The sequence below is a fragment of the Rhodobium orientis genome (assembly GCF_003258835.1).
Classification (GTDB): Bacteria; Pseudomonadota; Alphaproteobacteria; order Rhizobiales; family Rhodobiaceae; genus Rhodobium; species Rhodobium orientis.
The window spans coordinates 14,332-38,135 of sequence record NZ_NPEV01000003.1 but is presented as its reverse complement, the minus strand read 5'-3'; the positions used below and the strand labels follow the sequence as shown (position 1 = coordinate 38,135).

Sequence of the window (23,804 nt, the reverse complement as noted above, 5' to 3'; positions counted from 1 at the left end):
CTGTATCCCCAGGCATCGGCGGGATGGCCGCGACCTGCCTCCTAACGCCCGAGGAGTTCGACGAGCTTGGTCCGGCAGGGCTCCGTCAGCTTGTCGCCGTGTCCCCGCAGGCACGCGGCGATGCGGCCGTCGCCGCGCTTGACGCCGCTGCAATGGGTCTCGATGTCGCCCTCGCACAGTTTTGCGGCCTGCCGGACCTCGGCCCAGGAAATGTTGTTCGGCAGCGTCTGGGGCTCGGCGGCGCGCGCCGGAAGGCTCGCCGTGGCGAGCAGGCAAAGGCCGGTGAGGGTGGAAATCCGGGAGGTCATGGCGTGGTTCATCATTGCAGGGTCCTCGGGAGGTGGTGATTGGGGGGCGGCCGTCCGTCGGCCGGTCAGGGATTGACGTGCCAGCGCCTGACGCGGGTGCGCCCGGCAGGGCCGGTGACGACGCGCGCTCCGCTGCAGCCGCCGGCGCAGGGGCGCGGTCCGCGGTAATAGCGCGGCGCGGGGCCGCGATTGGCCGGGCCATAATAGGCTGGGCCACGTCGGTACCAGGGATAGGCGGCGTAGTAGCGGTTCCAGTAGGCCGGGCCGAAGGTCACCACCGGTACGGCGACGCGCGGCGAGACGACGACCCGGGCGCCGGCGACGACGGTGGTCAGGTAGCGGGCCGACACCCAGCCGCGCGCCCTGGCGTAGCTGACGTCGCACCAGGAATAGTCCTTCAGACAGCCATGGGTGGCGACGGACGCGCCGCGCGGCACGACCCGGACGACGGGATAGGAGGTGCCCGGCCCGGCGCGTAGGTTGACGTCGCCGGTGGCGACGGATCGCGTGGCGGCGGTGGCCATTCCGCTTGAGGCGGCAAGGGCCGCGACGAGGCCGAGGCCGAGGGCGGCAAGGGCGGTACGTTTCATGGGATCGGGTCCTCAAAATGTCCTGGCAATACGGGCCGGGGCAAGGCGCAGGCCCGCCACCGGCTTGTCGTGTTGCAAGGAGAGATAGACCCGCCGCTTAGCCGCCGTTTGGCGGCTGCGTAACGCTGTGGAGCAAATTGTATCGGGACTGTAACGGGCGAAGGGGAGGGTGGCCGCCCGCAAGTATCCGCCGCCCTACCTTGGCGGCCGCGCCACGGACAGGACGGCCTCGATGGTGAGGGCGCGCAGGCGCTCCTCGTTCTCAGGATCGAACAGGTGTTCGCCGAAGCTGATGCCGAAGCTCGGCCGGTTCGAGACGTTGAAGAAGCAGAGCGCCGATATCATCCAGTGCAGCTCCAGCGGCGTCACGCTCGCCCGGATACTGCCGTCCTCCTGGCCGCGCGCGCAGATCTCGTGGACGCGTTCGATGGCGCTGGCATTGACCCGCGCGATCAGGTCCGACGTCGCCAGGTGCCGGCCCTTGTGGACGTTCTCGACCATCACCAGGCGGATGAAGCTCTCATTGGCGCGGTGGTGGTCGAAGGTGAATTCCACCAGCTTGCGCAGCGCATCGAGCGGCGCCAGCGAAGAAAGGTCGAGGCTGGATTCCTCGCCGCGGACCTTGCGATAGGCCTCTTCCAGGACCCGCCGGTAGAGCGTCTCCTTGTCCTCGAAATAGTAATAGATCATCCGTTTCGAGGTGCGCGTACGCGCCGCGATCTCGCTGACCCGCGCGCCGGTCAGGCCGTGCTCGGCGAATTCCTCGGCCGCGGCCGCCAGGATGTTGGCCCGGACGGCTTCCGGATCCTGCTTCCAGCGCCGCTTCGGCTCTGCGTCCGGAACCTCGTCTACTGCCTCTATGTCGCTCATCGATCTCGAATTCCCTGCTTGACGTCAGGGTAATGAACCGGCCGGCCCAAAGCAATTGACTCTTTTAACCGTACGGTCCAATGTCATCGGTACTAGGGAGGATACATGTTGCGGTTGCCGGATGATCGGAGCGCCGGGCGCGGCTCGGTGCTCATCGGTTTAATTGGCGCTGGGATCGCGGAATCGAGAACGCCCGCCATGCACGAGGCTGCCGCTCTGGCGGCGGGTTTCTCGCTCGTCTATCGCCGCCTCGATCTCGACCTCGGGCCGGACCTGCCCCTGCAGGAACTGCTGGAGCTGGCGGACTGGATGGGCTTTGACGGCCTCAACGTCACCTATCCCTGCAAACAGGCGGTCCTGCCGTTCCTCGATGAGCTGTCGGAAAATGCCCGCGCCGTCGGTGCCGTCAACACGGTCGTCCTCAGGGACGGCCGTCGCTTCGGCCACAACACCGACATCTGGGGCTTCACCGAGGCCTTTCGCGACGAACTTCCGGATGTGCCGCGGACGCGCGTCCTGCAGCTCGGTGCCGGGGGCGCCGGCTCTGCCGTGGCCTTCGGTCTTCTGAGCGAGGGCGTCGGCGAGTTGCGCCTCTTCGACCCCGACCGCGCCAGGGCCGAGCTGCTCGCCCGCGAGATGGCGGAGCTCGGCAAGGGGGCCGAGATCGTCGTCGTCGAGGATGCCGGCGAAGCGGCCGAGGGCTGCGACGGCGTCGTCAACGCCTCGCCCGTCGGCATGCAGAAGATGCCCGGCATGCCGCTGCCCGCGGCGGCGATCCCGGCCGATGCCTGGGTCGTCGACGTCGTCTATTTCCCCATCGAGACCGAGTTCCTCGCAACCGCCCGGGCACGCGGCTGCCGGGTCATGGGCGGCGGCGGCATGGCGCTCTGGCAGGCCGTGCGCGCCTTCGAACTGTTCACGGGCGAAAAGCCGGACCGGCGGGCGATGCGCGAGGCATTCGCCAGGGCATCCCGGTTAATGGCCGGCGCCGAAGAATAAGACACTGACGCAACGCAACAGGGAGGAAAGACCATGCGTTTCACCACCACCACGACACTATCGGCCATCGCCGCACTGGCGATGGGGCTGGGGATGGCGGTCGCCAACGCGCAGACCATCCGCTTTGCACATGTCGACCCGGCCGACTGGCAGAATTCCAAGAAGGGTGCCGCGGCCGAGATCTTCAAGAACATCGTCGAGGGCGAGACCGACCTGACGGTCGAGCTGTTCCCGGCCGGCGCGCTCGGCAACGAGGACGAACTGGTCGGCCAGGCCCAGGACGGCATCACCCAGGTGGTGATGGTCTCCGGCGCCATGTCCAAGGTCTGCCCGGCGGCCTCCGTGCTCGACATCCCCTACACCTTCCCCTCCGCGCCCGTCGCCTGGAAGGTGCTCGACGGCGAATTCGGCGCCGCGCTCGCCGAGCATTGCCTGGAAAAGACCGGCCTCAGGACCCTCGCCTATGGCGAGACCGGCTTCCGCAACTTCACCAACGGCGTGCGTGAGATCCGTACCCCGGCCGACATGAAGGGCCTGAAGTTCCGCGTGCAGCCGATCCCGCTCTACATCGAGATGGTCAAGGGCCTCGGCGGCGAGCCGACCCCGATCGCCTGGACCGAGCTTCCCAACGCCCTGACGACCGGTGTCGTCGACGGCCAGGAGAACCCGGTCGGCGTCATCTACAACAACGGCCTGCACAAGCTGCAGAAATACATGACCCTCGACGGCCACGTCTACGGCGCCGACTTCCTGCTGATCTCCGACGAGTTCTTCCAGTCGCTGAGCCCGGCGGAGCAGGAAGTGGTCCAGAAGGCGGCCATCGTCGCCGGCAATATGGGCCGCTCGATCCAGCAGTTCTCGACCGCGCTCGGCGTCAACGCCGTGCAGGCCGAGGGCATGCAGGTCTATTCGCCGACCGCCGAGGAACTCGCCCAGTTCCGCGACGCCGCCCAGCCGGCCGTCAAGGAATGGCTCGCCGGCGAGCTCGGTGACGACGCCGAATGGATCGACCGCCTCGACAAGGCCGTCGCCGCCGCGACCGAATAATCCACTATCCCTGCGGAGGGCAGCGCCTTGCGCGTTGCCCTCCTGCCCGGCATGCCTTGAGAAACAGAGCGCCCATGAAACGTATCAGCCGGCTCTACGAACGCATCCTGGCCTTCGGGGCCGGCCTGATGATGTTCCTCGTCTTTGCCATCATCTTCGTGAATTCGATGCGCCGCTACACCACGGGCCGCTCCCTGGAATGGGGCGAGGAACTGCCGATCTACCTGATGATCTACGGCGTCATGTTCGGCATCGGCCTGGCCTATCTCAACGACCGGCACATCCGCTTCGCCCTCATTACCGACATCCTGCCGGAGGACTGGACGCAGAAGCTCTATGCCGCGACGGACATCGTTACGATGGTGACGGGCGCGGCGCTCGCCTGGTCCGGCATCCTGTTCGCCACGCGGCGCCCGCAGATCGATGCCTCCGGCCTCATCGGCACGGCCCGCGCGCTGGCCGAAAGCACGGGCCTTTCGTGGCTGGAATGGATCGGCCGCGTCGGCACCTGGCAATCAGCCGTCGCCACCGGCGGCGTTCTTCTCGCGCTCGCCGCTTTCATCCGGTTCCTGACGCGGCTGCAGGAGATCCGCGCCGGCGTTCAAGATCAGGCGGCCTGAGCGATGTCCTATGCCATTCTCCTCGGCGGTCTGTTGCTCGGCCTGCCCATCGCCGTTTCCATCCTTGCCGCCCTGTTGTGGTTCATGGCGACGGGCGAGCCCCCCTACAACATCCGCATCGTCGCGACCGAGATGTTCAAGGGGCTGAATTCCTTCCCGCTGCTGGCCATTCCGCTCTTCATCCTCGCCGGCGAGCTGATGAACGCAAGCGGCATCACCCACCGCATCATCGCCTTTGCCAAGATCCTCGTCGGACGGTTTCCGGCCGGCCTTGCCCATGTCAACATCTGGGCCTCGGTGATCTTTGCGGGCCTTTCGGGCTCGGCCGTCGCCGACACTTCGGCGATCGGGCGCGTCTTCATCCCGGAGATGGAAAAGAACGGCTACGACCGCGCCTTCGCCGCCGCGCTGACGGCCGCCTCCTCGGTGATCGGGCCGATCATCCCGCCCTCGATCCCGGTCATCATCTATGCGCTGATCGTCTCCGGCGTCTCCGTGCCGGTGCTGTTCCTCGCCGGTGTCGTTCCGGGCCTCCTGCTCGCCCTCTTCCTGTCGGCCTATGTCGCGCTGAGGGTCAAGGTGAAGGAGGTCTCCGCTGACGCCATGCACGAGGGGCCGACGACGCGCGAGGCGCTTCTCGGCGGCGTCCTGCCGCTCCTGATGCCCGTCTTCGTCGTCGGCTCGATGCTGCTTGGCGTCGTCACCCCGACGGAGGCCGCGAGCTTTGCCGTCGCCTATGCGCTGGTCTCGGCCTCTTCGTCTACCGCCGGATCAAGCCGTCGATGCTGCCGCGGCTCTTTGCGCACGCCATGCGCGACAGCGCGGTGATCCTTGCCATCATCGCGGCCGTCGCCGCCGCCAACTGGCTACTGACCTACAACCGCGTTCCGAACATGTTGACCGACTGGGTCATCGGCAATGTCGACAGCCAGACCATGTTCCTGCTCGCCGTCATCCTCCTGTTCCTGTTCGTCGGCCTCTTCTTCGAAGGCATTGCGGCGATGCTGGTGCTGGTGCCGATCCTCCATCCGATCGCCGTCTCCATGGGCATCGATCCGGTCCATTTCGGCATCCTCGTCATCTTCAACCTTATGATCGGCCTGATCACGCCGCCGCTCGGGCTCTGCCTGTTCGTCGCCGAAGGGGTGGCGAATGTCGGCATGTCGCGGATCGTCCGGCAGATCATACCGTTCTTCTTCGTCGAGGTGCTGGTGCTCCTGATCCTCGCCTTCGTGCCGGCGACCGTCACCTGGCTTCCGCACGTCCTGGGGTTCTGATGTACGACTTTTCGGACGATATCCTGATCGAGGACACCTTCCTGCGCGACGGCCTGCAGGTCGAAAAGCGGCAGCTCTCGATCGAGGAAAAGCTGCACTTCCTGACGGCCCTTGAGGCGGCCGGGGTGCGGCGCATCCAGGTCGGCTCGTTCGTCCATCCGGATCGCGTGCCGCAGATGGCCGACACCGATGCGCTGTTCGAGCGGATCGTGCCGAAGGAGGGCGTCGTCTACACCGCGCTCGTCCTCAACAAGGCCGGGCTCGACCGCGCCATGGCCGTCGGTGTCCGGCACCTGTCGATCTCCGTCTCGGCCTCGGAAACCCATTCGCGAAAGAACGCCAACCGCAGCGTCGACGACGGCATCGAGCGCATCCTGCCGGTGATCGAAAAGGCGCTCGGTGAGGGCATTGCCGTGCGGGCCGGCATCCAGTCCGCCTTCGGCTGCGGCTATGAGGGCCGCATCGACCCGGAGCGTGTCTCTGAGATCGCCCGCCGCTTCTCGGACCTCGGCGTCAATGAGATCAACGTCGCCGACACGGCCGGCCTCGGCAATCCGCGCCAGGTGTTCGAGCTGTGCACGCGCCTTCGCGGCGAGATCGCGCCTGAGGTGGCGCTGTCGCTGCATTTGCATGACACGAGGGGGCTTGGCCTTGCCAACATGATCGCCGGCATCGAGGCCGGGGTTCGGGTCATCGATGCTGCCCTCGGCGGGCTCGGCGGCTGCCCGTTCGTGCCCAAGGCGACCGGCAACATTGCCACCGAGGACGCGGCCTTTGCCTGCGAGCAGATCGGCCTTCGGACCGGCATCGACTGGCAGGCGCTACGCCCGCTGGTCGCCGAGGCGGAGGAGTTGTTCGGCCGCGCCCTGCCGGCCCGCGTCAGCCACGTCCCCGTTCCCCCCTGGGAGCGCGCGGTGGAGGAGGGGGCATGAGCCATCCCTATTCGTTGTCCTACCTGACCGTGCCGGGCGTCACACCGCCGGAACAGACCTACATGGCGGCGCGCACCGGCTACGACTATGTCAGCTACCGGCTGTTCCATCTCGGCGTCGCCGGCGAGCCCGACATCGACCCGACCGACCCGCAGATCGTCAAAGAGACGAAGCGCGCGCTCGCCGACACGGGCCTCAAATGCTTCGACATCGAGCTGATGCGCATCATGCGCGGCCTGCAGCCGCGCGAGTTCCTGCGCTCCTTCGAGGTCGGGGCGGAACTCGGCGCCAGCCAGGTCATCTGCTCGGCCTGGACCGACGTGCGCAACGACCGCAAATACATCGTGGAGACCTTTGCCGAGATCTGCGACCTCGCCGCGCCCTTCGGGCTGACGGTGAACCTGGAATTCCCCGCCTTCTCGCGGCTGACGACGCTGGAAGAAGTGATGGAGGTGCTCGAGCGCGCCGGCAGGCGAAACCAGGGCATGCTGGTCGACACGCTCTACATGCACTTCAACAAGACGCCGCTGCTGGCGCTGGAAAAAGTGCCGCCGGAGTGGATCAACTTCCTGCATATCTGTGACGCGGAAGACCTCGCCTTCACCCGCGAGAAGATGATCCAGACCGCCCGCGACGCCCGCCTTTATCCGGGCGAGGGAGCGATCGACTTCTGGGCGGTCAACTACCTCTTTCCCGACCTTCCGCTGTCGATCGAACTGCCCCACGCCAAGCGGATTGCCGAACTCGGGCTTGAGCAACATGCCCGCAACTGCCTCGAAGCGGCGCGATCGGTGTTCGACGCGAACCCGGCCGAGACCCTGCAGTCAGTCTGACGCCGACAGGATCACAAGGAGATACCAATGGCACGCGAGATCACACAGGAAGAGATTGACGCGATCGACGGGATGATCGAGCGCGCCCGAAAGGCGATGGACGAGATCGCCGATTGGGACCAGGGTCAGGTCGACCGTCTTGCCCAGGCCATCGGCTGGCATTGCGGCAACGAGAAGACGTTCCTGCGCATCGCCCAGATGGGCGTCGACGAAAGCGGCATCGGCGACCGCGCCGGGCGCGGCGGCAAGCGCTTCAAGGTGCTCGGCATCCTGCGCGATGCGCTGCGCGGCAAGTCGGTCGGCGTCATCGAGGAGGACCCGGAAAAGGGCCTGACCAAGATCGCCAAGCCGGCCGGCGTCATCGCCTCGCTGATCCCGACCACGAACCCGGAGCTGACCCCGCCGGTCACCGGCATCTATGCCGCCAAGTGCAAGGACGCGGTGATCTTCTCGCCGCATCCGCGCGCCAAGGAGACCACCAACGAGATGGTCAACGTGATGCGCCACGCCTGCAAGCTGGTCGGCGCGCCGGAGGACCTGTTCCAGTGCGTGCGCAAGCCCTCGATCCCGTCCACCGCCTATCTGATGGCGTCGGCGGACCTGACGCTCGCCACCGGCGGCAAGCCGATGGTCAAGGCGGCCTACAGCTCCGGCAAGCCGGCCTACGGCGTCGGCGCCGGCAATTCCACCATGGTCATCGACGAGACCGCCGACATCGCCGAGGCCGCCGCCAATTCGCGCATGTCGAAGATGTCGGATTTCGGCTCCGGCTGTTCGGCCGACGGCAATTTGATCATCGTCGATGCGGTCTACGACCAGATGAAGGAGGCGCTGATCGCCGAGGGCGGCTATCTGTGCTCGCCGGAGGAAAAGGAGCTGCTGGCCAAGGCGCTGTGGAACGAGGACGGCTCGCGCAAGATCGAGACCGTCGCCGTCGATGCCAAGACCATCGCCCATTTCGCCGGCTTCGAGCTGCCGGAAGGCGCCAAGTTCCTGATGGTCGAGCAGGACGAGATCGGCAAGGAGCATCCGTTCAGCCGCGAAAAGCTCAGCGTCACCATGGCGCTTTACCGCGCGAAGGATTTCGAGGCGACCCTGCCGATGGTCCGCGCCATCTACGAGGTCGGCGGCAAGGGCCATTCCTGCGGCATCTATTCCTTCGACGAGGAGCGCATCCTGCGCCACGCCGCCAACGCCCCGGTCAGCCGGGTCATGGTGCGCCAGCCGCAGTCCAAGGCCAATGCCGGTTCCTTCACCAACGGCATGCCGATGACCTCCAGCCTCGGCTGCGGCATCTGGGGCGGCAACATCACCAACGAGAACGTCTCGCTGAAGCACTACATGAACGTCACCTGGGTCGCTCGTCCGATCCCCGAGGACCGGCCCCCGGACGAGGAGCTGTTCGGCGAGTTCTACAACACCGAGGTGCTTTGAATGGCCAGGGACCCGAACGCGAAGAAGGCGGAACAGGCGCCGCAACTGGTGCGCTATCTGGAAGCGCGCGGCATCGAGCACATCTTCGGCCTGTGCGGCCACACCAACATCGCCGTCTTGTCGGCGCTGGCCAATTCCAGGATCCGCTTCGTCAATGTCCGCCACGAGCAGATCTCGGCCCATGCGGCGGACGGCTATGCGCGGGTGACCGGCAAGGCCTCGGTGCTCTTGACCCACCTGTCGCCGGGCCTCACCAATGCCGCAACGGGCGTTGCCAACGCCGCGCTCGACTGCACGCCGATGGTGGTGATCGCCGGCGACGTACCGTCCTACTATTACGGCAAGCATCCGCACCAGGAGGTCAACCTCCACGCCGACGCCCAGCAATACGAGATCTACCGCCCGTTCGTGAAGCGCGCCTGGCGCGTCGACACGCCGGAACTGCTGCCGGAGATCATCGAAAAGGCCTTCATCCTGGCAGAAAGCGGCCAGCCGGGGCCGGTGCTCGTCAACGTGCCGATGGACATCTTCTCCGCCGAGGTCGACGTCGCCCTCTGGGACCGGCTGAAGGTCGGCTCCAAGAAACTCGCAAAACCTTCGCTCGATGACGACACCGCCCGCCGGATCGTCGCAGCGCTAGCCGATGCGGCCGCGCCTGTCATCCATGTCGGCGGCGGCATCGCGCTCGCCCGCGCCTATGACGAATTGCGCGCCTTCGTCGACCACATGCAGATCCCGGTCTCGTTCTCGCTGATGGGCAAGGGCGTCCTGCCCGACGACCATCCGCTGGTGCTCGGCATGACCGGCTTCTGGGGCATGAAATTCACCAACGAGCAGACCCTCGGCGCGGACTGGATCCTCGCCCTCGGCACCCGCTTCAAGGAGGCCGACAGCTCAAGCTGGTATCCGGAATACACCTTCGACATCGGCAAGGACGGCTCAAAGCTCATCCATATCGATATCGAGCCGCAGGAGATCGGCCGCAACTATCCGGTCGAGATCGGCGCCGTCGCGGACCTCAAGGCGGCGCTGACCGTGCTCAACCGCGTCGCCCGCGAGATGCTGCCCGACGGCCGCCGGCCGGACGGGCGCGCCGCGCGCATCGCCGAGGAACGCAAGGCCTTCGCAGAGACGAACACGGAAATGCAGGCCTCCGATGCCTTCCCGATGATGCCGGAGCGCATCCTTGCCGACCTTCGCGCCGTGATGCCGCGCGACGCGATCCTGACCTCCGACGTTGGCTGGAACAAGAACGGCGTCGCCCAGCAGTTCGACATCTACACGCCGGGCTCGATCCTGATCCCCGGCGGCTTCGCCACCATGGGCTTCGGCCCGCCGGCGGCGGTCGGCGCCAAGATCGCCGAGCCCGACCGGGTGGTGATCTCGCTGGTGGGCGACGGCGGCTTCGGCCAGAACCCGGCGGTGCTGGCAACGGCGGTGGCCGAGAACACGCCCGTCATCTGGATCATCATGAACAACAACGCCTACGGCACCATCGCCGGCCTGCAGCAGTCGAACTACGGGCTGACGCACGGCACCACCTTCCCCGGCGCCGCCAGCCCGGCGGAACAGATGCCGGACTATGCGGCGATCGCCCGCGCCTATGGCTGCGAGGGCGTGCGCGTGACCTCGGCCGATGCGTTCAAGCCGGCGCTGCAGGCGGCGATCGCCAGCGGCAAGCCGACCGTCATCGATGTCGCCATGATCAACAACCCGACGCCGACCTCCGGACACTGGAACATCCTCGACATCTACTCCCCGGACGGCACCGGCGGTCACGCCGCGACTGGCTGATGCCCGGCGGGGCGGCGACACGGAGCTGCCGCGCTGACAATTCCGCCCCGGAACCTCTGAGAGAAACGGCCCGATGAAGACCTCCATCTCCACCCTCTCGGCAGCCGATGCGCTGGAAGACAAGCTCGCGGCGTTCTCCGCCGCCGGCTTCGACGGGATCGAGATCTCCGAGCTGGACTTCGCCGTCCAGGGCCGGACGCCAACCGAGATCGGCCAGATGGTTCGCGACCAGGGCCTTGCCATCCACCTGTTCCAGCCCTCGGTCGAGGTCGAGGGCCTGCCGGAGGATCTGCGGGAAAAGGCGCTGAACCGCATCGAACGCCGCTTCGACGTCATGGCGGAACTCGGCACCGACCTCATGCTCCTCGGCTCGGCCACCTCGGCGGCGAGCCTTGGCGGCGTCGACCGCATGGCCGACGACTTTGCCCTCCTTGGCGAGCGCGCTGCCGCAAGGGGCCTGCGCGTCGGCTACGAGGCTCGCGCCTGGGGCCGCCACGTCTCCGACTATCGCGATGCCTGGGAGGTCATCCGCCGGGCCGACCGTCCGGCTGTGGGCCTCGTTCTCGACAGCTTCCACGTCCTTGCCCGCGGGCTCGCGCCCGATGGCATCCGCGCGATTCCCGCCGACCGCATCTTCCACGTCCAGCTTGCCGATGCGCCGGCCGTGGCGATGGACCTGGAATACAAGTCGCGCCGCTTCCGCCTGCTGCCGGGCGAGGGCGCCCTGCCGCTCCTCGACTTCCTCAGCGCCGTCGCCGCGACCGGCTATGCCGGCGCCTACAGCCTCGACCTCGTTGAGAACCGCAGCCGCGCGACGACCCGCCAGCTCGCCCTCGACGGCCACCGGGCGCTGACCGCGCTCGCCGATGCGGTCCGGAGGGCCGAGCCGACCTGCCGCTTCGACCTACCCGACATGCCGGCCAAGGCCCGGATCGAGGGCGTGGAGTTCATCGAGTTCACCGCCGGCGCGGATGACGCCGCCTCCCTCGGCGAGATGCTGCGGCAGCTCGGCTTTACACCGGTCGCCCGCCACATCGCCCGCAAGGTGACGCTCTGGCAGCAGAACGGCATCAACATCGTCGTCAATTCCGAGACCCGGGGCTACGCCCACTCCGCCTATGTCATGCACGGCACCAGCGTCTGCGATATCGGCCTGCTGGTCGGCGATGCGGAGGCCGCGGCGACGCGCACCGAGATGCTGGGTGCCCGCCGCTTCGCCCAGCGGCGCTATTCCGGCGAGTTGAACATCCCGGCCGTGCGCGGTGTCGGCGGCTCGGTGCTCCATTTCCTCGACCGCAAGACCGAGCTCGGCAAGGTCTGGGAGACCGAGTTCGAGCCCCTGCCGCCCGACACGTCGATCCAGTCGACCGGGTTGCGGCGCATCGACCATCTGGCGCAGGTCATGAAGCAGGAGGAACTGCCGAGCTGGATCCTGTTCTACACCTCGGTGTTCGACGTGGAAAAGGCGCCCCAGGTCGGCGTCTCCGATCCCTCCGGCCTCGTCCGCTCGCGCGCCCTGCAGGGCGCCGACGGCGCGTTCCGGTTGACCATGAACGGCGTCGACACCTACCGCACCTTCGCCGGCCGGTTCCTCTCCGACAGCTACGGCGCCTCGGTCCAGCATTTCGCGTTCCTGACCGACGACATTGTGGCGAGCGCCCGCAAGCTCGCCGAGAACCACTTCGAGAGCCTTTCGATTCCCGACAGCTACTACAGCGATCTCGGCAGCGACTTCGACCTTGCCGAGGACGAGATCGCTCTGCTGCGCGAGCTCAACATCCTCTATGACCGGGACGAGACGGGCGGCAGCTTCCTGCAGCTCTATTCGCGCCCCCACGGCGACGGCTTCTTCTTCGAGATCGTGGAACGCCGCGGCACCTATAACGGCTACGGCGCCCGCAACGCGCCCTACCGTACCGCCGCCCTGAAGCGGCTCGCCATGCCCTATGGCGCCGACCACGGATCTCCGCGCATCGGCGGGCGCGAGCAGGCGTAGGGCAGGGGGCATCCAAGCGGACCTCTGTCCTGGCCGGCCGGGCAGGGGCGGCCTTCGGATTTGGTCGAACCTCCCCTTTGCGCAACCATCACCCCATCCCCTCAGCCGTTGCCGAGCGTGGCGCGGACATAGGCCAGGAATTCGCGGCTGGCGGAGCGCTGGTGGGCGGTGCGGGCGGTGATCGCGCCGGAGACGAAGACGGGGCTTTCCGGGTCCTCGATCAGCGGCACGATGCCGGCCCGCGCGAAATGGCCCTTCAGCGTCTTGGCGGTGGACAACAGGTACGTCGATCCGCGCATGACACCGATGGCGTGCAGGATGGCATTGGTGCGAAGCGCGAAATGCCGCTTGGTCTTCAAGGCGTATGACGGGTCGTAGTCATACTCGAACTTGTGGTTGATCCAGTGGAACGACAACAGGTCCGCGGCCGTCACCTCGGCCTTCGCCCGCAACGGGTGGGCCTCGTCGCAGTAGACGTCGTAGGGCGCTTCGATCAGCGGCTCGAAATCATAGGCGCGGGTCGCCAGCACCTCCGGCGAGATCACGCCGAAGGCGATGGCGTGGCTGCGCGTCTCAAGGCTCTGGATGCGGCTTTCATGGTCGAGAATGTCCACCTGGATGAAGACATCCGGGTGGGCCTCGGAAAACCGCTGCACGATCGGCGGCAGGATGCCGAACCCCCAGCTATCGCCGCAGCAGATCCTGAGGACGAGGTCCGTCTGGCGCAGGGAATAGTCGATTTCCTCGCGCGCATTGTTGATCGCCCGGACCGCGCGGCTGGCGTAAAGATAGAGCGTCTTGCCGGCCTCAGAAAGTTGCACGCCCTGGCGCGTGCGCACGAACAATCGCGTGCCCAGATCCTCCTCCATCAGGCTGATGGTGCGCGACAGCGCCGGCTGCGAGACGTGCAGGGCTTCGGCCGCGCGCGAGATCGAGCGGTGCTCGGCGACGGCGAGAAAACGGATGTAGTCTTCCATGGCATCAGCTATCAGTTTTTTCGATATATTATCGAAGATTGATATTTGCGCAATGGTCGCGCTTGCGTCACAAACCGGAATTAAGGGAGGAAAAAAATGAAAAATCCGGCCAATAAAGGCCTAATGACCCTGATTCTGCCGACCTTTCTGACATTGGTCGCGATCACCGTCCTTCCCATATTGATTACGTTCGGTATCAGTTTGTTCTATATCAAGCTGACCTCGGCGGCCGGTCCGGTCTTCATCGGACTGGAGAACTATTTCGAGCTCTTCACCGACGACCGTTTCCTCAATTCCCTGGTGGTGACGGTCGAACTGATCTTCATTCCCGTGGCGCTGCAGATCGTCATCGGCCTCCTGCTGGCGATGATCCTGAAGGAAAAGCTGCCGGGCATGGGCTGGATGCGCATCGCCTTCCTGCTGCCGGCCGTCATTCCGCCCGCCGTTTCCGGCCTGGTCTGGAAGCTGTTCATCGTTCCGGGCGCGGGCGGTCTCACCTACGGCGCCAGCCTGTTCGGCATGGACCTCAGCCTCGACCTGCTGTCGATGCCGTCGAGCGCGCTCGCCGTCGTCGTCGCCACCTCGGTATGGGTCGGCACGCCCTTCGTCGCGCTCCTGATGCTGTCGGCGCTGGAATCGATCGGCGAGGAGCAATACGAGGCGGCGCGCATCGACGGCGCCAACTGGTTCCAGCGCCACTGGTACATCTCCGTGCCGGAAATGCTGCCGGTGATCGTCACCGTTACCGTGTTCCGCATCCTTGAGGCGCTGGCGATCTTCCCGATCATCTTCGTTCTGACCGGCGGCGGCCCTGCCGGCTCGACCGAGCCGATCAACTACTACGCCTATGTCAACGGCTTCGAATATCTGCGCGTCGATTACGCCGCGACCATTATCTTCTTCTTCTTCGTCGCCATGATGGGCGCGACGGCACCGTTCCTCATCAACATCGCCCGGCGCGAAGGGCGGGAGGCGCGGTCATGAAGCCGGCCGAGAAGCTCTTTGCCTATGTCGTCGCGACGGTCTTCATCGTCTTCCTGGTGGCACCGGTCGTCTGGCTGCTGTCGACCTCGTTCAAGGGCCAGCTCGACATCTTCGCCAAGCCGCCGGTGCTGATCGGCGATTTCACCCTGGAGAACTACCGCGAGGTGCTGACCGACCGGCGCTTCATGGGCTCGTTCCTGAATTCGGTGATCATCTCCTCGCTCACCGTGGTCTTTTCCATGCTGCTCGCCCTGCCGGCGGCCTACGGGCTGTCGCGGCTGCGCTCGCCGGCGAAGATCCCGCTTCTCTCCTGGGTGCTGCTGGTGCGCGCCGCACCGGGGATGATCTATGTGATCCCCTATTTCATGGTCTTCAACGAGATCGGCCTGATCGACACGCGCCTCGGCCTCGTGCTCATCAACACGGTGTTCACCGCGCCGCTGGCGATCTGGATCCTGATCTCCTTCTTCGACGGCATCCCCTATGAGATCGAGGAGGCGGCGCGCGTCGACGGCGCGACCCGGTTCCAGGCCTTCACCAAGGTCGCTATCCCGATGGCGGCGCCGGGGATCGCGAGCGCGGCCATCCTGGTCTTCATCTTTTCCTGGAACGAGTTCCTGTTCGCCCTGACGCTGACGCGCTTCGAGGCCAAGACCGCGGCGATCGCGATCCTCAACTACATGGGCTACGCGGGAACCGAGTGGGGCAAGATCGCCGCCGCCGGTATCCTGATCCTTTTGCCCGTGGCGATCTTCGCCATCGGCATCCGCAAATACTTCGTCCAGACCGCCGCAGGAGGCGTCAAGGGCTGAGTCACTACCCCAGCAAACGTCCAACCAACTGAGGAGGAGGAAAACGATGCAACGACAAAACCTCAGCAAGATCGCCGCCCTGGCGGCAGCCGGTATCATGGCGCTCGGGCTCGGTACCGCGAGCGCACAGGACAAGCCCTATGACGGCGTGACGATCCGCGTGCTCTCCACCCAGCAGCCCTGGGACATCGAAGTCCAGAAGCGCGTCGCCGCTTTCCAGGAGGCGACCGGCGCCACTGTCGAATACGATCTCTATGCCTTCGGCCAGGCGGTGCAGAAGATCGCCGTGGAACTGTCGACCGGCTCGCCGGCCTATGACGTTTTCTTCCTGGAGGCGTCCGACGTCTCGCGCTTTGCCGCCGCCGGCCGGCTCAGCCCGCTCGACGATGCCATCGCGTCGGAAAACTTCGACGTCGACGACTTCATCCCCTCGACCGTCAAGGCCTTCACCTATGACGGCAAGGTGATGGGCCTGCCCTACTTTGCCGCCACCCAGCTCTATTACTGGAACGGCCCGATGATCGAGGAGGCCGGCCTGACCGCGCCGCCCGAAACCTGGGAAGACATGCTGACCCTGTGCGGTGCGCTGAAGGACAAGGGCGTCGCCCCCTGCACGGCCATGCGCGGCAAGCCGTCGACCTCGGAGAACATCTGGTACTGGACCCAGATCATGCTCGGCGAGGGCGGGACCTGGGTCAAGGACTTCCCCGACGACATGACGCCGACCGTCAACTCGCCGGCGGCCGTCAAGGCGGCCGGGCTCTATGCCGATCTCCTCAACAATCACGGCATCCCCGGCTCGGTCTCGGCCGGCTATGACGACGTCGTCGTCGCTATGCAGCAGGGCAACGTGCCGATGGTCGTGGAAGGCGCTCCGCTCGCCGGCCGCATCCTCGATCCGGAGCTCTCCAAGGTGGTCGGCAAGGTCGGTTTCGCACCGCCCCCGGGCGGCCCGGCCGGCCAGTTCGCACCGTTCACCGCGCAGGGCTACGTGGTCGGCGCCGCATCCCGCAACGTCGATGCCGCCAAGGCCTTCGTGCTCTGGGTGACGTCGCGCGACACCGTGCTCGATATCGCCGCGAACTCGACCTTCCTGGCGGTCACCCGCAGTTCGGTCTGGTCCCATCCGGCCTTCGTCAAGGCCCATGGCTACGACTTCGGCTACGGCATGTCCTTCACCGAGGCCTATTCGAAGGCCCTGGAACTGGGCGAGCCCAACTACCGGCTGCCGATCCCGGAATTCCGGGAAATGGGCGACCGCGTCGGCCTTGCGCTGCAGCAGGTCGTCACCGGCGAGAAATCCGCCCGGGAAGCCCTCGACGATGCCCAGGCGGATGTGGAGAAGCTGCTGAAGCGGGCCGGTTACCTGAAATAAGACCCGATGCCCAACTGGAAGCGGCGGTGCTTCCTCCCACACTGCCGCTTCCCCCTTCTTCTTCCAACCCGGCCCGGCCGGAAGAATGACCCCGGCAACACCGGGGCATGCAGGACCGAATTGACATGAGCCGCCCGAACATCCTCTGGATCTGCACCGATCAACAGCGCTGGGACACGCTCTCCGGCCTCGGATTTGCCGGCGCCAGGACGCCGCATCTCGATCGGCTGGCCGATCAGGGCGTGGCCTTCACCCGCGCCTATACCCAGAGCCCGATCTGCACGCCGTCGCGCGCCTCGTTCCTGACCGGCATGTATCCGATCGCCCACCAGGTCCAGCGCAACGGCAATGTCGGGTTTCCCTCCCACCTGAAGCTGGTGCCGCGGGTGTTCCAGGAATCGGGATACCGCACCGGACTGATCGGCAAGCTGCACCTTTCCGCCGCGCAGGACATGATCGAAAAGCGGCCGACCGAGGACGGCTACGACGAATTCTACTGGTCGCAGCACCCCGGACCCGACTGGCCCGACGGGCACGATTACCAGGACTGGCTTGCCGAACGCGGCGTCGATATCCGCGAGGCCTACAAGCCGTCGAACGACATCGTCAGCCATCCGGTCGATGCCGAACACAGCCAGGTCGCCTGGGCCATGGATCGCGCACTCGGCTTCATGGGCAGCAAGGACGACGACAGACCCTGGATGCTGTCGATCAATCTCTACGACCCCCATCCGCCCTTCGATCCGCCGAAGGAATGGTACGAGCGCTTCGATCCGGCCGAGATGCCGGCACCGATCTTCGCGCCGTCGGACCTGGAGCACCACAAGAAGCTCTCAGGCGTCGACCAGCAGACCCAGCGCCCGGTCGACCCAACCCTTGTCCCGGTCGAGCCGGCCGGCAGGATCAGCCACGACACGCCGCCGGACCATTACGATGTCGGCCGCATCCGCGCCGCCTACGCGGCGATGATCGCCCAGATCGACGATATGGTCGGCAAGCTCGTCGCCTGGCTCGACGAAACCGGCCAGCGCAACGACACCCTGATCCTCTTCATGTCGGACCATGGCGAGATGCTCGGCGACCACGGCCTGCTCTACAAGGGCTGCCGCTTCTATGAGGGCCTCGTCCATGTGCCGATGATCGCCTCGATGCCGGGGCGGGTGCGCGAGGGCCTGCGCTCCGACGCGCTGGTCGAACTCGTCGACCTGCCGGCAACGCTCTGCGAGGCAGCGAGCCTTTCCCCGCCGCAGCAAAACCAGGGCCTGTCGCTCTGGCCGCTGCTGACGGGCGAGACGGACGCGGCACATCACAAGGATTACGTCCTCAGCGAGTACCATGACGCGCTGCGCAGCCCGGGTTTCGTCGGCTCCCGCGGCACCATGTATTTCGACGGACGCTACAAGATCGCGGTCTATCACGACCAGGGCACCGGCGAGCTGTTCGATCTGGAAACCGATCCGGACGAACTCAACGACCTCTGGGACGATCCGGACCATGCGGCGCTGAGGGCGGATCTTGTGCTGAAGCACTTCTCGGCAATGATGATGGTCTCCGGCGCCGGTCCGGAACGTATCGCCGACTACTGAGCGTCAAAGGGAGCGGCATCGCGCATGGCAGACGTCGAGATAAAGAAGCTGACCAAGAGCTTCGGGACGGTCGAGGTGATCCCGGAGATGGACCTCGTCATCCCGGACGGCTCGTTCACCGTGCTGGTCGGCCCGTCGGGCTGCGGCAAGTCCACCCTGTTGCGGATGATCGCCGGCCTGGAACTGCAGACGAGCGGCGATCTGTCGATCGGCGGCGTCGACGTGCGCGGCAGGGACCCATCCGACCGCGGCATCGCCATGGTCTTCCAGTCCTATGCGCTCTACCCGCACATGACGGTGCGCGAGAACATCTCCTTTGCCCTGCGCCTGGCCAAGGCCGATCCCGCCGAAATCGAGGCCCGGGTCCAGAACGCGGCCGACATCCTGCAACTGACGCCGCTGCTCGACCGGCGGCCGAAACAGCTCTCCGGCGGCCAGCGCCAGCGTGTCGCCATCGGCCGTGCCATCGTGCGCAACCCGGAGGTGTTCCTGTTCGACGAGCCGCTCTCCAACCTCGACGCCGCGCTCCGGGTGCAGATGCGCGTGGAGATCATGGAACTGCACGAGCGGCTGAAGACCACCATGGTCTATGTGACGCACGACCAGGTGGAAGCGATGACAATGGCGGACCGCATCGTCGTGCTCAACGAGGGCCGGATCGAACAGGTCGGCAGCCCGCTGGAGCTCTACGACACCCCCCAGACGGCGTTCGTCGCCGGCTTCATCGGCTCGCCGAAGATGAACTTCGTGCGCGGGGACATCCCCGAACGGCTCGGCGGCGACCTTCTCGGCGTTCGCCCCGAGCACATGACGCTCGGCGAGGGCGATACCGGCTGGACCGCCCGCATTCACCTCTTGGAGCAGCTCGGCAGCGACACCTTCGCCCATGTCGACAGCGAGGTTGGCCCGCTCATCGTGCGCTGCCACCGCGAGGTGGCGGAACTCGTCGGGCGGGACCTGCGCGTTGCCGCCAAACCGGGCATGCTGCACCTGTTCAAGGATGGCCGGCGCACCGACGCGCCGGAAACGCTGTAGGCCGGGACGTGGAACGCCCGGCCGGAAATCGAGGACCGATCGACATGAAACGTTTGGATGGAAAGACAGCGCTGATTACCGGAGCCGCGCGCGGCATCGGTTTCGCCTACGCAAAGGCCTATGTCCGCGAGGGCGCCAGGGTGGCGATCGCCGACATCAACATCGCGCGGGCGCGCGAAGCGGCCGCCGAACTCGGCGAGGCGGCCATCGCCATCGACATGGACGTGACCCGGCAGGAAAGCATCGATGCCGGCGTCGCCGAGGCGGTCGACAAGCTCGGCCGCATCGACATCCTGATCAACAATGCGGCGCTCTTCACCGCCGCGCCGATCGTGGAGATCACCCGTGAGGACTACGACAAGGTCTTTGCCGTCAACTTCACCGGCGCGGTGTTCACCCTGCAGGCGGTCGCCAAGCACATGATCTCACGCGGCGGCGGCGGCAAGATCATCAACATGGCGAGCCAGGCCGGGCGCCGCGGCGAGGCGCTGGTCGCGGTCTATTGCGCCACCAAGGCGGCGATCATCTCCTTCACCCAGTCGGCCGGCCTCGACCTCATCAAATACGGCATCAACGTCAACGCCATCGCGCCCGGCGTCGTCGACGGCGAGCACTGGGACGGGGTCGACGGCTTCTTTGCCAAGCTTGAGCACAAGGAGCCGGGCGAGAAGAAGAAGGAAGTCGGCCTCGGCGTTCCCTATGGCCGCATGGGCAAGGCCGAGGACCTCACCGGCATGGCGATCTTCCTCGCCACCAGCGAAGCCGACTACATCGTCTCCCAGTGCTTCAACGTCGATGGCGGGCAGTGGATGAGCTGAGGTGGCGCCGGGGCGTCCGCGCCCTGGAGCGTATTCCCGAACCACAGGTCCGCGACAGCGAAAAGTGAAAGACCGGTTTTCGGATAAGAATACGCGTCAAAACAAAAGGTTAGGGCGTTTCGGGCGGTTCTGTAATCGCGTGAAATGCTCTGGCAGGGACAGGCGTCGACCGTGCAGATCTACCTTCCGATCGCGGACCTTTCGTTCAACGTCTTCTATCTCGCCGCCCTCGGTGCGGCGGTCGGGTTCCTGTCGCGCCTGTTCGGTGTCGGCGGCGGCTTCCTGCTGACGCCCCTGCTGGTCTTTTCCGGCATTCCCGCGCCGGTCGCGGTCGGCTCGGTCAGCGCCCAGATCGTCGCCGCCTCGACGCCGGCGACGCTCTCCCACTGGCGGCGCGACGGCATCGATGTGCATCTGGCGCTCTATCTCGTCCTGTCGGGCGTCATCGGGGCCATCGCAGGCGTGGCGACCTTCGATATCCTGAGGTCGCTCGGCCAGCTCGACCTCGTCATCGCCGGTTCCTATGTTGTCCTCCTCGGCACGCTCGGCGTCCTGATGCTGCGCGAGGCGGTGCGCGCCGCGCTCAACCACAGGCACGACACCGACATCCATGCCAAGCTGGCGCGCCATCACACCCGGATCCAGGGCCTGCCGTTCCGGCTGCGGTTCAAGCGCTCCAAGCTCTATATCAGCGTGCTGCCGGTCCTGATGATCGGCCTCAGCGTCGGCTTCGTGGCGGCGATGCTCGGCACCGGCGGCGGCTTCCTCCTGGTGCCGGCGCTCGTCTATATCCTGAGGGTCCCGGGTTCCGTGGTCATCGGCACCGCGCTCCTGCAGGTGCTGGCGGTGATGGCGACATCGACGGTGCTGCATGCCGCAACCTCCTGGAGCGTCGATGTGGTTCTGGCCTTCTGCCTGATGATCGGTGGCATCTTCGGCGCCCAGTTCGGCGCCGCGGCCGGCCGGCACTTCAAGGGCGGGCAGTTGCGCGCACTGCTGGCCCTTCTGGTGCTTGCCGTCGCCCTGCGCTTCGCCGCCGGCCTGATCGTGTCGCCGGGGGAGGCGTTCTCGATGTCGGCCCTTCCGAGACCGGGAGGCTGACCCCCCGATGACCGAACCGCATCCCTTTCACGTCATGGCCAAGCCGATCGGGCCGCGCTGCAACATCGACTGCGCCTACTGCTACTACCTTGAGAAGGAAAAGCTCTATCCGGACGAAAAGCGGTTCAGGATGTCGGACGCGGTGCTGGAGCGCTATGTGCGCGATCTCATCGCCGCCGGGCTGCGCGTCGGCCAGCGCGAGATAGCCTTCGCCTGGCAGGGCGGCGAGCCGACCATGCTCGGCCTCGATTTCTTCGAGCGCGCCGTCGCGCTGCAGAAAACCCATTGCCCCGAGGGCGTGCGCATCTCCAACACCCTGCAGACCAACGGCATCCTTCTTGACGACGACTGGGGCGACTTCCTTGCCCGCGAGAATTTCCTCATCGGCATCAGCATCGACGGGCCGCGCCGCATCCACGACCGCTACCGGCGCGACCGGGCCGGACGCGGCACGTTCGACAGGGTGATGGCGGGGCTTGAGGTGCTGCAGCGCCACGGGGTCAACTACAACATCCTCGCCACCGTCCACCGCGAGAACGCCATCAAGGGCAAGGAGGTCTACAAATTCCTGAAGACCCTCGGCACCCCGCACATCCAGTTCATTCCCATCGTGGAACGCAATTCGCCCGCAGGCGGCCTTGCCGCCGCGCCCCAGGTCGACGACGACCCGTCAAACGCGATCAGCCCGTGGAGCGTTACGCCGCGCGCCTACGGCAAGTTCCTGTGCGACGTGTTCGACGTCTGGCACCGCAAGGACATCGGCAAGATCTTCGTCCAGTTCTTCGAGAACCAGGTCGCCCTGTGGATGGGGCATCCGGCCTTGCTCTGCGTCTTCGCCGAGACCTGCGGCAACGCCCTTGCCATGGAGTACAATGGCGATCTCTATGCCTGCGACCACTTCGTCTATCCCGAGTTCAAGCTCGGCAACATCCGGGAGGCGCCGATCGGCGACATGGCATGGTCGGACAAGACGGAGACCTTCGGCACCACCAAGCGCGACACCCTGACGGCCCAGTGCGGGGCCTGCGACTTCCGCTTCGCCTGCAATGGCGGTTGCCCCAAGCACCGCATCCTCACCTCCAGGGACGGCGAGCCGGGGCACAACTATTTCTGCCAAAGCTACATGATGTTCTTCCGCCATGCCGGCGACCGGCTGCGCGAGATGGCGACCGCCCTCGGGCGTTTTCCGCACCGCAGCTCCGGCAATTCTCCCCGTGGCTGAGCCACCCGATAGGCTCGGAGCATCCGTTCCTGGTGCGTCCGAAGCGATGGTCTTGCCGCGGACGCGCCGCCTGCCTCAGGCGACGATGATCGGTGTGTCGGGCGGGACGCGGTCGTAGAGGTCGATGACGTCCTGGTTGAGGAGCCGCACGCAGCCGCTCGAGACGGCCCTGCCGATGCTCCAGGCTTCCGCCGTGCCGTGGATACGATAGAGCGTGTCGACCTTGCCCTGAAAGATGTAGAGGGCGCGGGCGCCGAGCGGATTGCCGAGGCCCGGCGGCATGCCGCCATTGTCGGCACTGTAGGGGGCGAGTTCCGGCTGGCGCGCGATCATCTCGTCGGGCGGCGTCCAGGTCGGCCATTCCTTTTTCCAGGCGATGCGGGCCCGGCCCGACCAGGCAAAGCCGGCGCGCCCGAGACCGACGCCGTAGCGCCGTGCCATGCCGTTCTCCTCAACCAGGTAGAGGTAGAAGTTGGCCGTATCCACATAGACCGTGCCCGGAGGCGCACCCGTCGGGTCGGGAACGGTGGTGCGGTAGTATCTGGGATCGACCTTCTTCAGATCGACGGCAGGGATCGGGAACGGTTCTTCGGGCATCGCCCGGTACATCATGGCCGCGTTCCGCTCGGCCAGTTCGACAGCGGTCGGGCCTTCCTGCCGCGGCGGCCGGATGGCGCAGCCGGCAAGCAACAACCCGGCAGCACTGGCGCTGCCGGTGAGGAAAACCCGTCTGGCGGGCGACGCCGGCGCGGCGACAGCCTCGCGCGGCTCGGTCAGGCTGCGGACACTGTCATGGTGCGGGACGGGCGACCGGGCCTGATCGCCCGTCGGTCGGGCGCCGGTCGAAGCAATTCGGCAAGACATTTTACTCTCCTGAAGACAACGCGTTGTCCGGCGCCGCGGGGTGCGGGCCGGGCTTGAAGGACGAAGGACTCAGGAGGAAACGCGCGGGGGATGAAAAGGATGCGGTGATCCGCGTCCCGGCGGCATTCGACTATGCGCCACCGCGAAACGCGCCGGGATCTGCCGCGAAAGGGCGGCACTCCCGCCGGCCGGAAGGCTCAGATCCGACATGCAGGCGCCGCGCGGCGATGCCGGGCCGGCGGTATAGGGCCGGCAGCGGGAAGCCGCACGGGTCGCCACATCGGCGGATGTCTTGGCAACACGAACCTCCGGCAGCGCCCCGGTTCGCTC

At 66.3% G+C, this 23,804-nt stretch carries 21 protein-coding genes and 1 pseudogene; 17 read left to right on the top strand and 5 right to left on the bottom strand.

All coding sequences use genetic code 11. From position 1 onward, the window contains the following. Positions 1–41: 41 nt before the first annotated feature. The 3 genes from CH339_RS02410 to CH339_RS02400 form a co-directional block, all read right to left on the bottom strand. The gene (locus tag CH339_RS02410) at positions 42–323 is read right to left on the bottom strand and encodes a cysteine rich repeat-containing protein (protein ID WP_111432685.1); all 282 of its coding nucleotides are present in this window, start codon (positions 321–323) and stop codon (positions 42–44) included. A gap of 50 nt (positions 324–373) precedes the next feature. Continuing rightward, positions 374–898, bottom strand: a complete 525-nt coding sequence (locus CH339_RS02405) for an SH3 domain-containing protein (protein ID WP_111432684.1) — start codon at positions 896–898, stop codon at positions 374–376. Between the two features lie 195 nt (positions 899–1,093). Then, positions 1,094–1,768, bottom strand: coding sequence for a TetR/AcrR family transcriptional regulator (locus CH339_RS02400; protein ID WP_111432683.1), 675 nt, complete (start codon positions 1,766–1,768; stop codon positions 1,094–1,096). Between the two features lie 105 nt (positions 1,769–1,873). Between CH339_RS02400 and CH339_RS02395 the strand changes: the two genes are divergently transcribed. The 9 genes and pseudogenes from CH339_RS02395 (at position 1,874) to CH339_RS02355 (ending at position 12,700) form a co-directional block, all read left to right on the top strand. Continuing rightward, positions 1,874–2,767, top strand: a complete 894-nt coding sequence (locus CH339_RS02395; RefSeq protein WP_111432682.1) for a shikimate dehydrogenase — start codon at positions 1,874–1,876, stop codon at positions 2,765–2,767. Between the two features lie 33 nt (positions 2,768–2,800). Then, complete coding sequence (locus tag CH339_RS02390; protein ID WP_111432681.1) at positions 2,801–3,814, top strand: DctP family TRAP transporter solute-binding subunit; 1,014 nt, start codon at positions 2,801–2,803, stop codon at positions 3,812–3,814. Between the two features lie 74 nt (positions 3,815–3,888). Then, positions 3,889–4,434 (top strand): TRAP transporter small permease, encoded by a 546-nt coding sequence (locus CH339_RS02385; RefSeq protein WP_111432680.1) that lies wholly within the window; start codon positions 3,889–3,891, stop codon positions 4,432–4,434. Between the two features lie 3 nt (positions 4,435–4,437). Further along, a pseudogene (locus CH339_RS25360) lies at positions 4,438–5,711 on the top strand (TRAP transporter large permease). After that, positions 5,711–6,643 (top strand): hydroxymethylglutaryl-CoA lyase, encoded by a 933-nt coding sequence (locus CH339_RS02375; RefSeq protein WP_111432679.1) that lies wholly within the window; start codon positions 5,711–5,713, stop codon positions 6,641–6,643. Before CH339_RS25360 ends, CH339_RS02375 begins: the two are co-directional and overlap by 1 nt. After that, on the top strand, positions 6,640–7,476 hold the full coding sequence (locus tag CH339_RS02370) for a sugar phosphate isomerase/epimerase family protein (protein ID WP_111432678.1): 837 nt from the start codon (positions 6,640–6,642) through the stop codon (positions 7,474–7,476). Before CH339_RS02375 ends, CH339_RS02370 begins: the two co-directional genes overlap by 4 nt. A 27-nt stretch (positions 7,477–7,503) precedes the next feature. Then, entirely contained in the window at positions 7,504–8,910 is a 1,407-nt protein-coding gene (locus CH339_RS02365) for an aldehyde dehydrogenase family protein (RefSeq protein ID WP_111432677.1), read from the top strand. Next, entirely contained in the window at positions 8,911–10,704 is a 1,794-nt protein-coding gene (locus CH339_RS02360) for a thiamine pyrophosphate-binding protein (protein ID WP_111432676.1), read from the top strand. It begins immediately after the preceding gene. Positions 10,705–10,777: 73 nt separating this feature from the next. Next, positions 10,778–12,700, top strand: a complete 1,923-nt coding sequence (locus CH339_RS02355; RefSeq protein ID WP_111432675.1) for a bifunctional sugar phosphate isomerase/epimerase/4-hydroxyphenylpyruvate dioxygenase family protein — start codon at positions 10,778–10,780, stop codon at positions 12,698–12,700. 101 nt (positions 12,701–12,801) lie between these two features. Here CH339_RS02355 and CH339_RS02350 read toward each other — a convergent pair whose 3' ends face one another. Continuing rightward, positions 12,802–13,677: a LysR family transcriptional regulator gene (locus tag CH339_RS02350; RefSeq protein WP_111432674.1), complete on the bottom strand. Its 876-nt coding sequence runs from the start codon at positions 13,675–13,677 to the stop codon at positions 12,802–12,804. Between the two features lie 123 nt (positions 13,678–13,800). On the opposite strand from CH339_RS02350, the gene CH339_RS02345 reads away from it, so the two are divergent. The 8 genes from CH339_RS02345 to CH339_RS02310 all read left to right on the top strand — a co-directional run bounded on the left by CH339_RS02345 (position 13,801) and on the right by CH339_RS02310 (position 22,610). Then, positions 13,801–14,661: a carbohydrate ABC transporter permease gene (locus tag CH339_RS02345; protein WP_170138372.1), complete on the top strand. Its 861-nt coding sequence runs from the start codon at positions 13,801–13,803 to the stop codon at positions 14,659–14,661. Next, complete coding sequence (locus CH339_RS02340) at positions 14,658–15,473, top strand: carbohydrate ABC transporter permease (protein ID WP_111432672.1); 816 nt, start codon at positions 14,658–14,660, stop codon at positions 15,471–15,473. Before CH339_RS02345 ends, CH339_RS02340 begins: the two co-directional genes overlap by 4 nt. Positions 15,474–15,519: 46 nt before the next feature. Next, the gene (locus CH339_RS02335; RefSeq protein ID WP_111432671.1) at positions 15,520–16,848 is read left to right on the top strand and encodes an ABC transporter substrate-binding protein; all 1,329 of its coding nucleotides are present in this window, start codon (positions 15,520–15,522) and stop codon (positions 16,846–16,848) included. A gap of 125 nt (positions 16,849–16,973) precedes the next feature. Then, positions 16,974–18,434 (top strand): sulfatase family protein, encoded by a 1,461-nt coding sequence (locus CH339_RS02330; RefSeq protein WP_111432670.1) that lies wholly within the window; start codon positions 16,974–16,976, stop codon positions 18,432–18,434. A 24-nt stretch (positions 18,435–18,458) separates the two neighbouring features. Further along, the gene (locus tag CH339_RS02325; protein ID WP_111432669.1) at positions 18,459–19,469 is read left to right on the top strand and encodes an ABC transporter ATP-binding protein; all 1,011 of its coding nucleotides are present in this window, start codon (positions 18,459–18,461) and stop codon (positions 19,467–19,469) included. A gap of 44 nt (positions 19,470–19,513) precedes the next feature. After that, positions 19,514–20,287, top strand: a complete 774-nt coding sequence (locus CH339_RS02320; protein ID WP_111432668.1) for an L-iditol 2-dehydrogenase — start codon at positions 19,514–19,516, stop codon at positions 20,285–20,287. A 171-nt stretch (positions 20,288–20,458) separates the two neighbouring features. Continuing rightward, positions 20,459–21,388, top strand: a complete 930-nt coding sequence (locus CH339_RS02315) for a sulfite exporter TauE/SafE family protein (RefSeq protein ID WP_111432795.1) — start codon at positions 20,459–20,461, stop codon at positions 21,386–21,388. 7 nt (positions 21,389–21,395) lie between these two features. Next, positions 21,396–22,610, top strand: coding sequence for an anaerobic sulfatase maturase (locus tag CH339_RS02310; RefSeq protein WP_111432667.1), 1,215 nt, complete (start codon positions 21,396–21,398; stop codon positions 22,608–22,610). A gap of 75 nt (positions 22,611–22,685) precedes the next feature. On the opposite strand, the gene CH339_RS02305 is transcribed toward CH339_RS02310, so the two are convergent. Continuing rightward, entirely contained in the window at positions 22,686–23,474 is a 789-nt protein-coding gene (locus CH339_RS02305) for a L,D-transpeptidase (protein WP_111432666.1), read from the bottom strand. Positions 23,475–23,804: the final 330 nt, after the last annotated feature.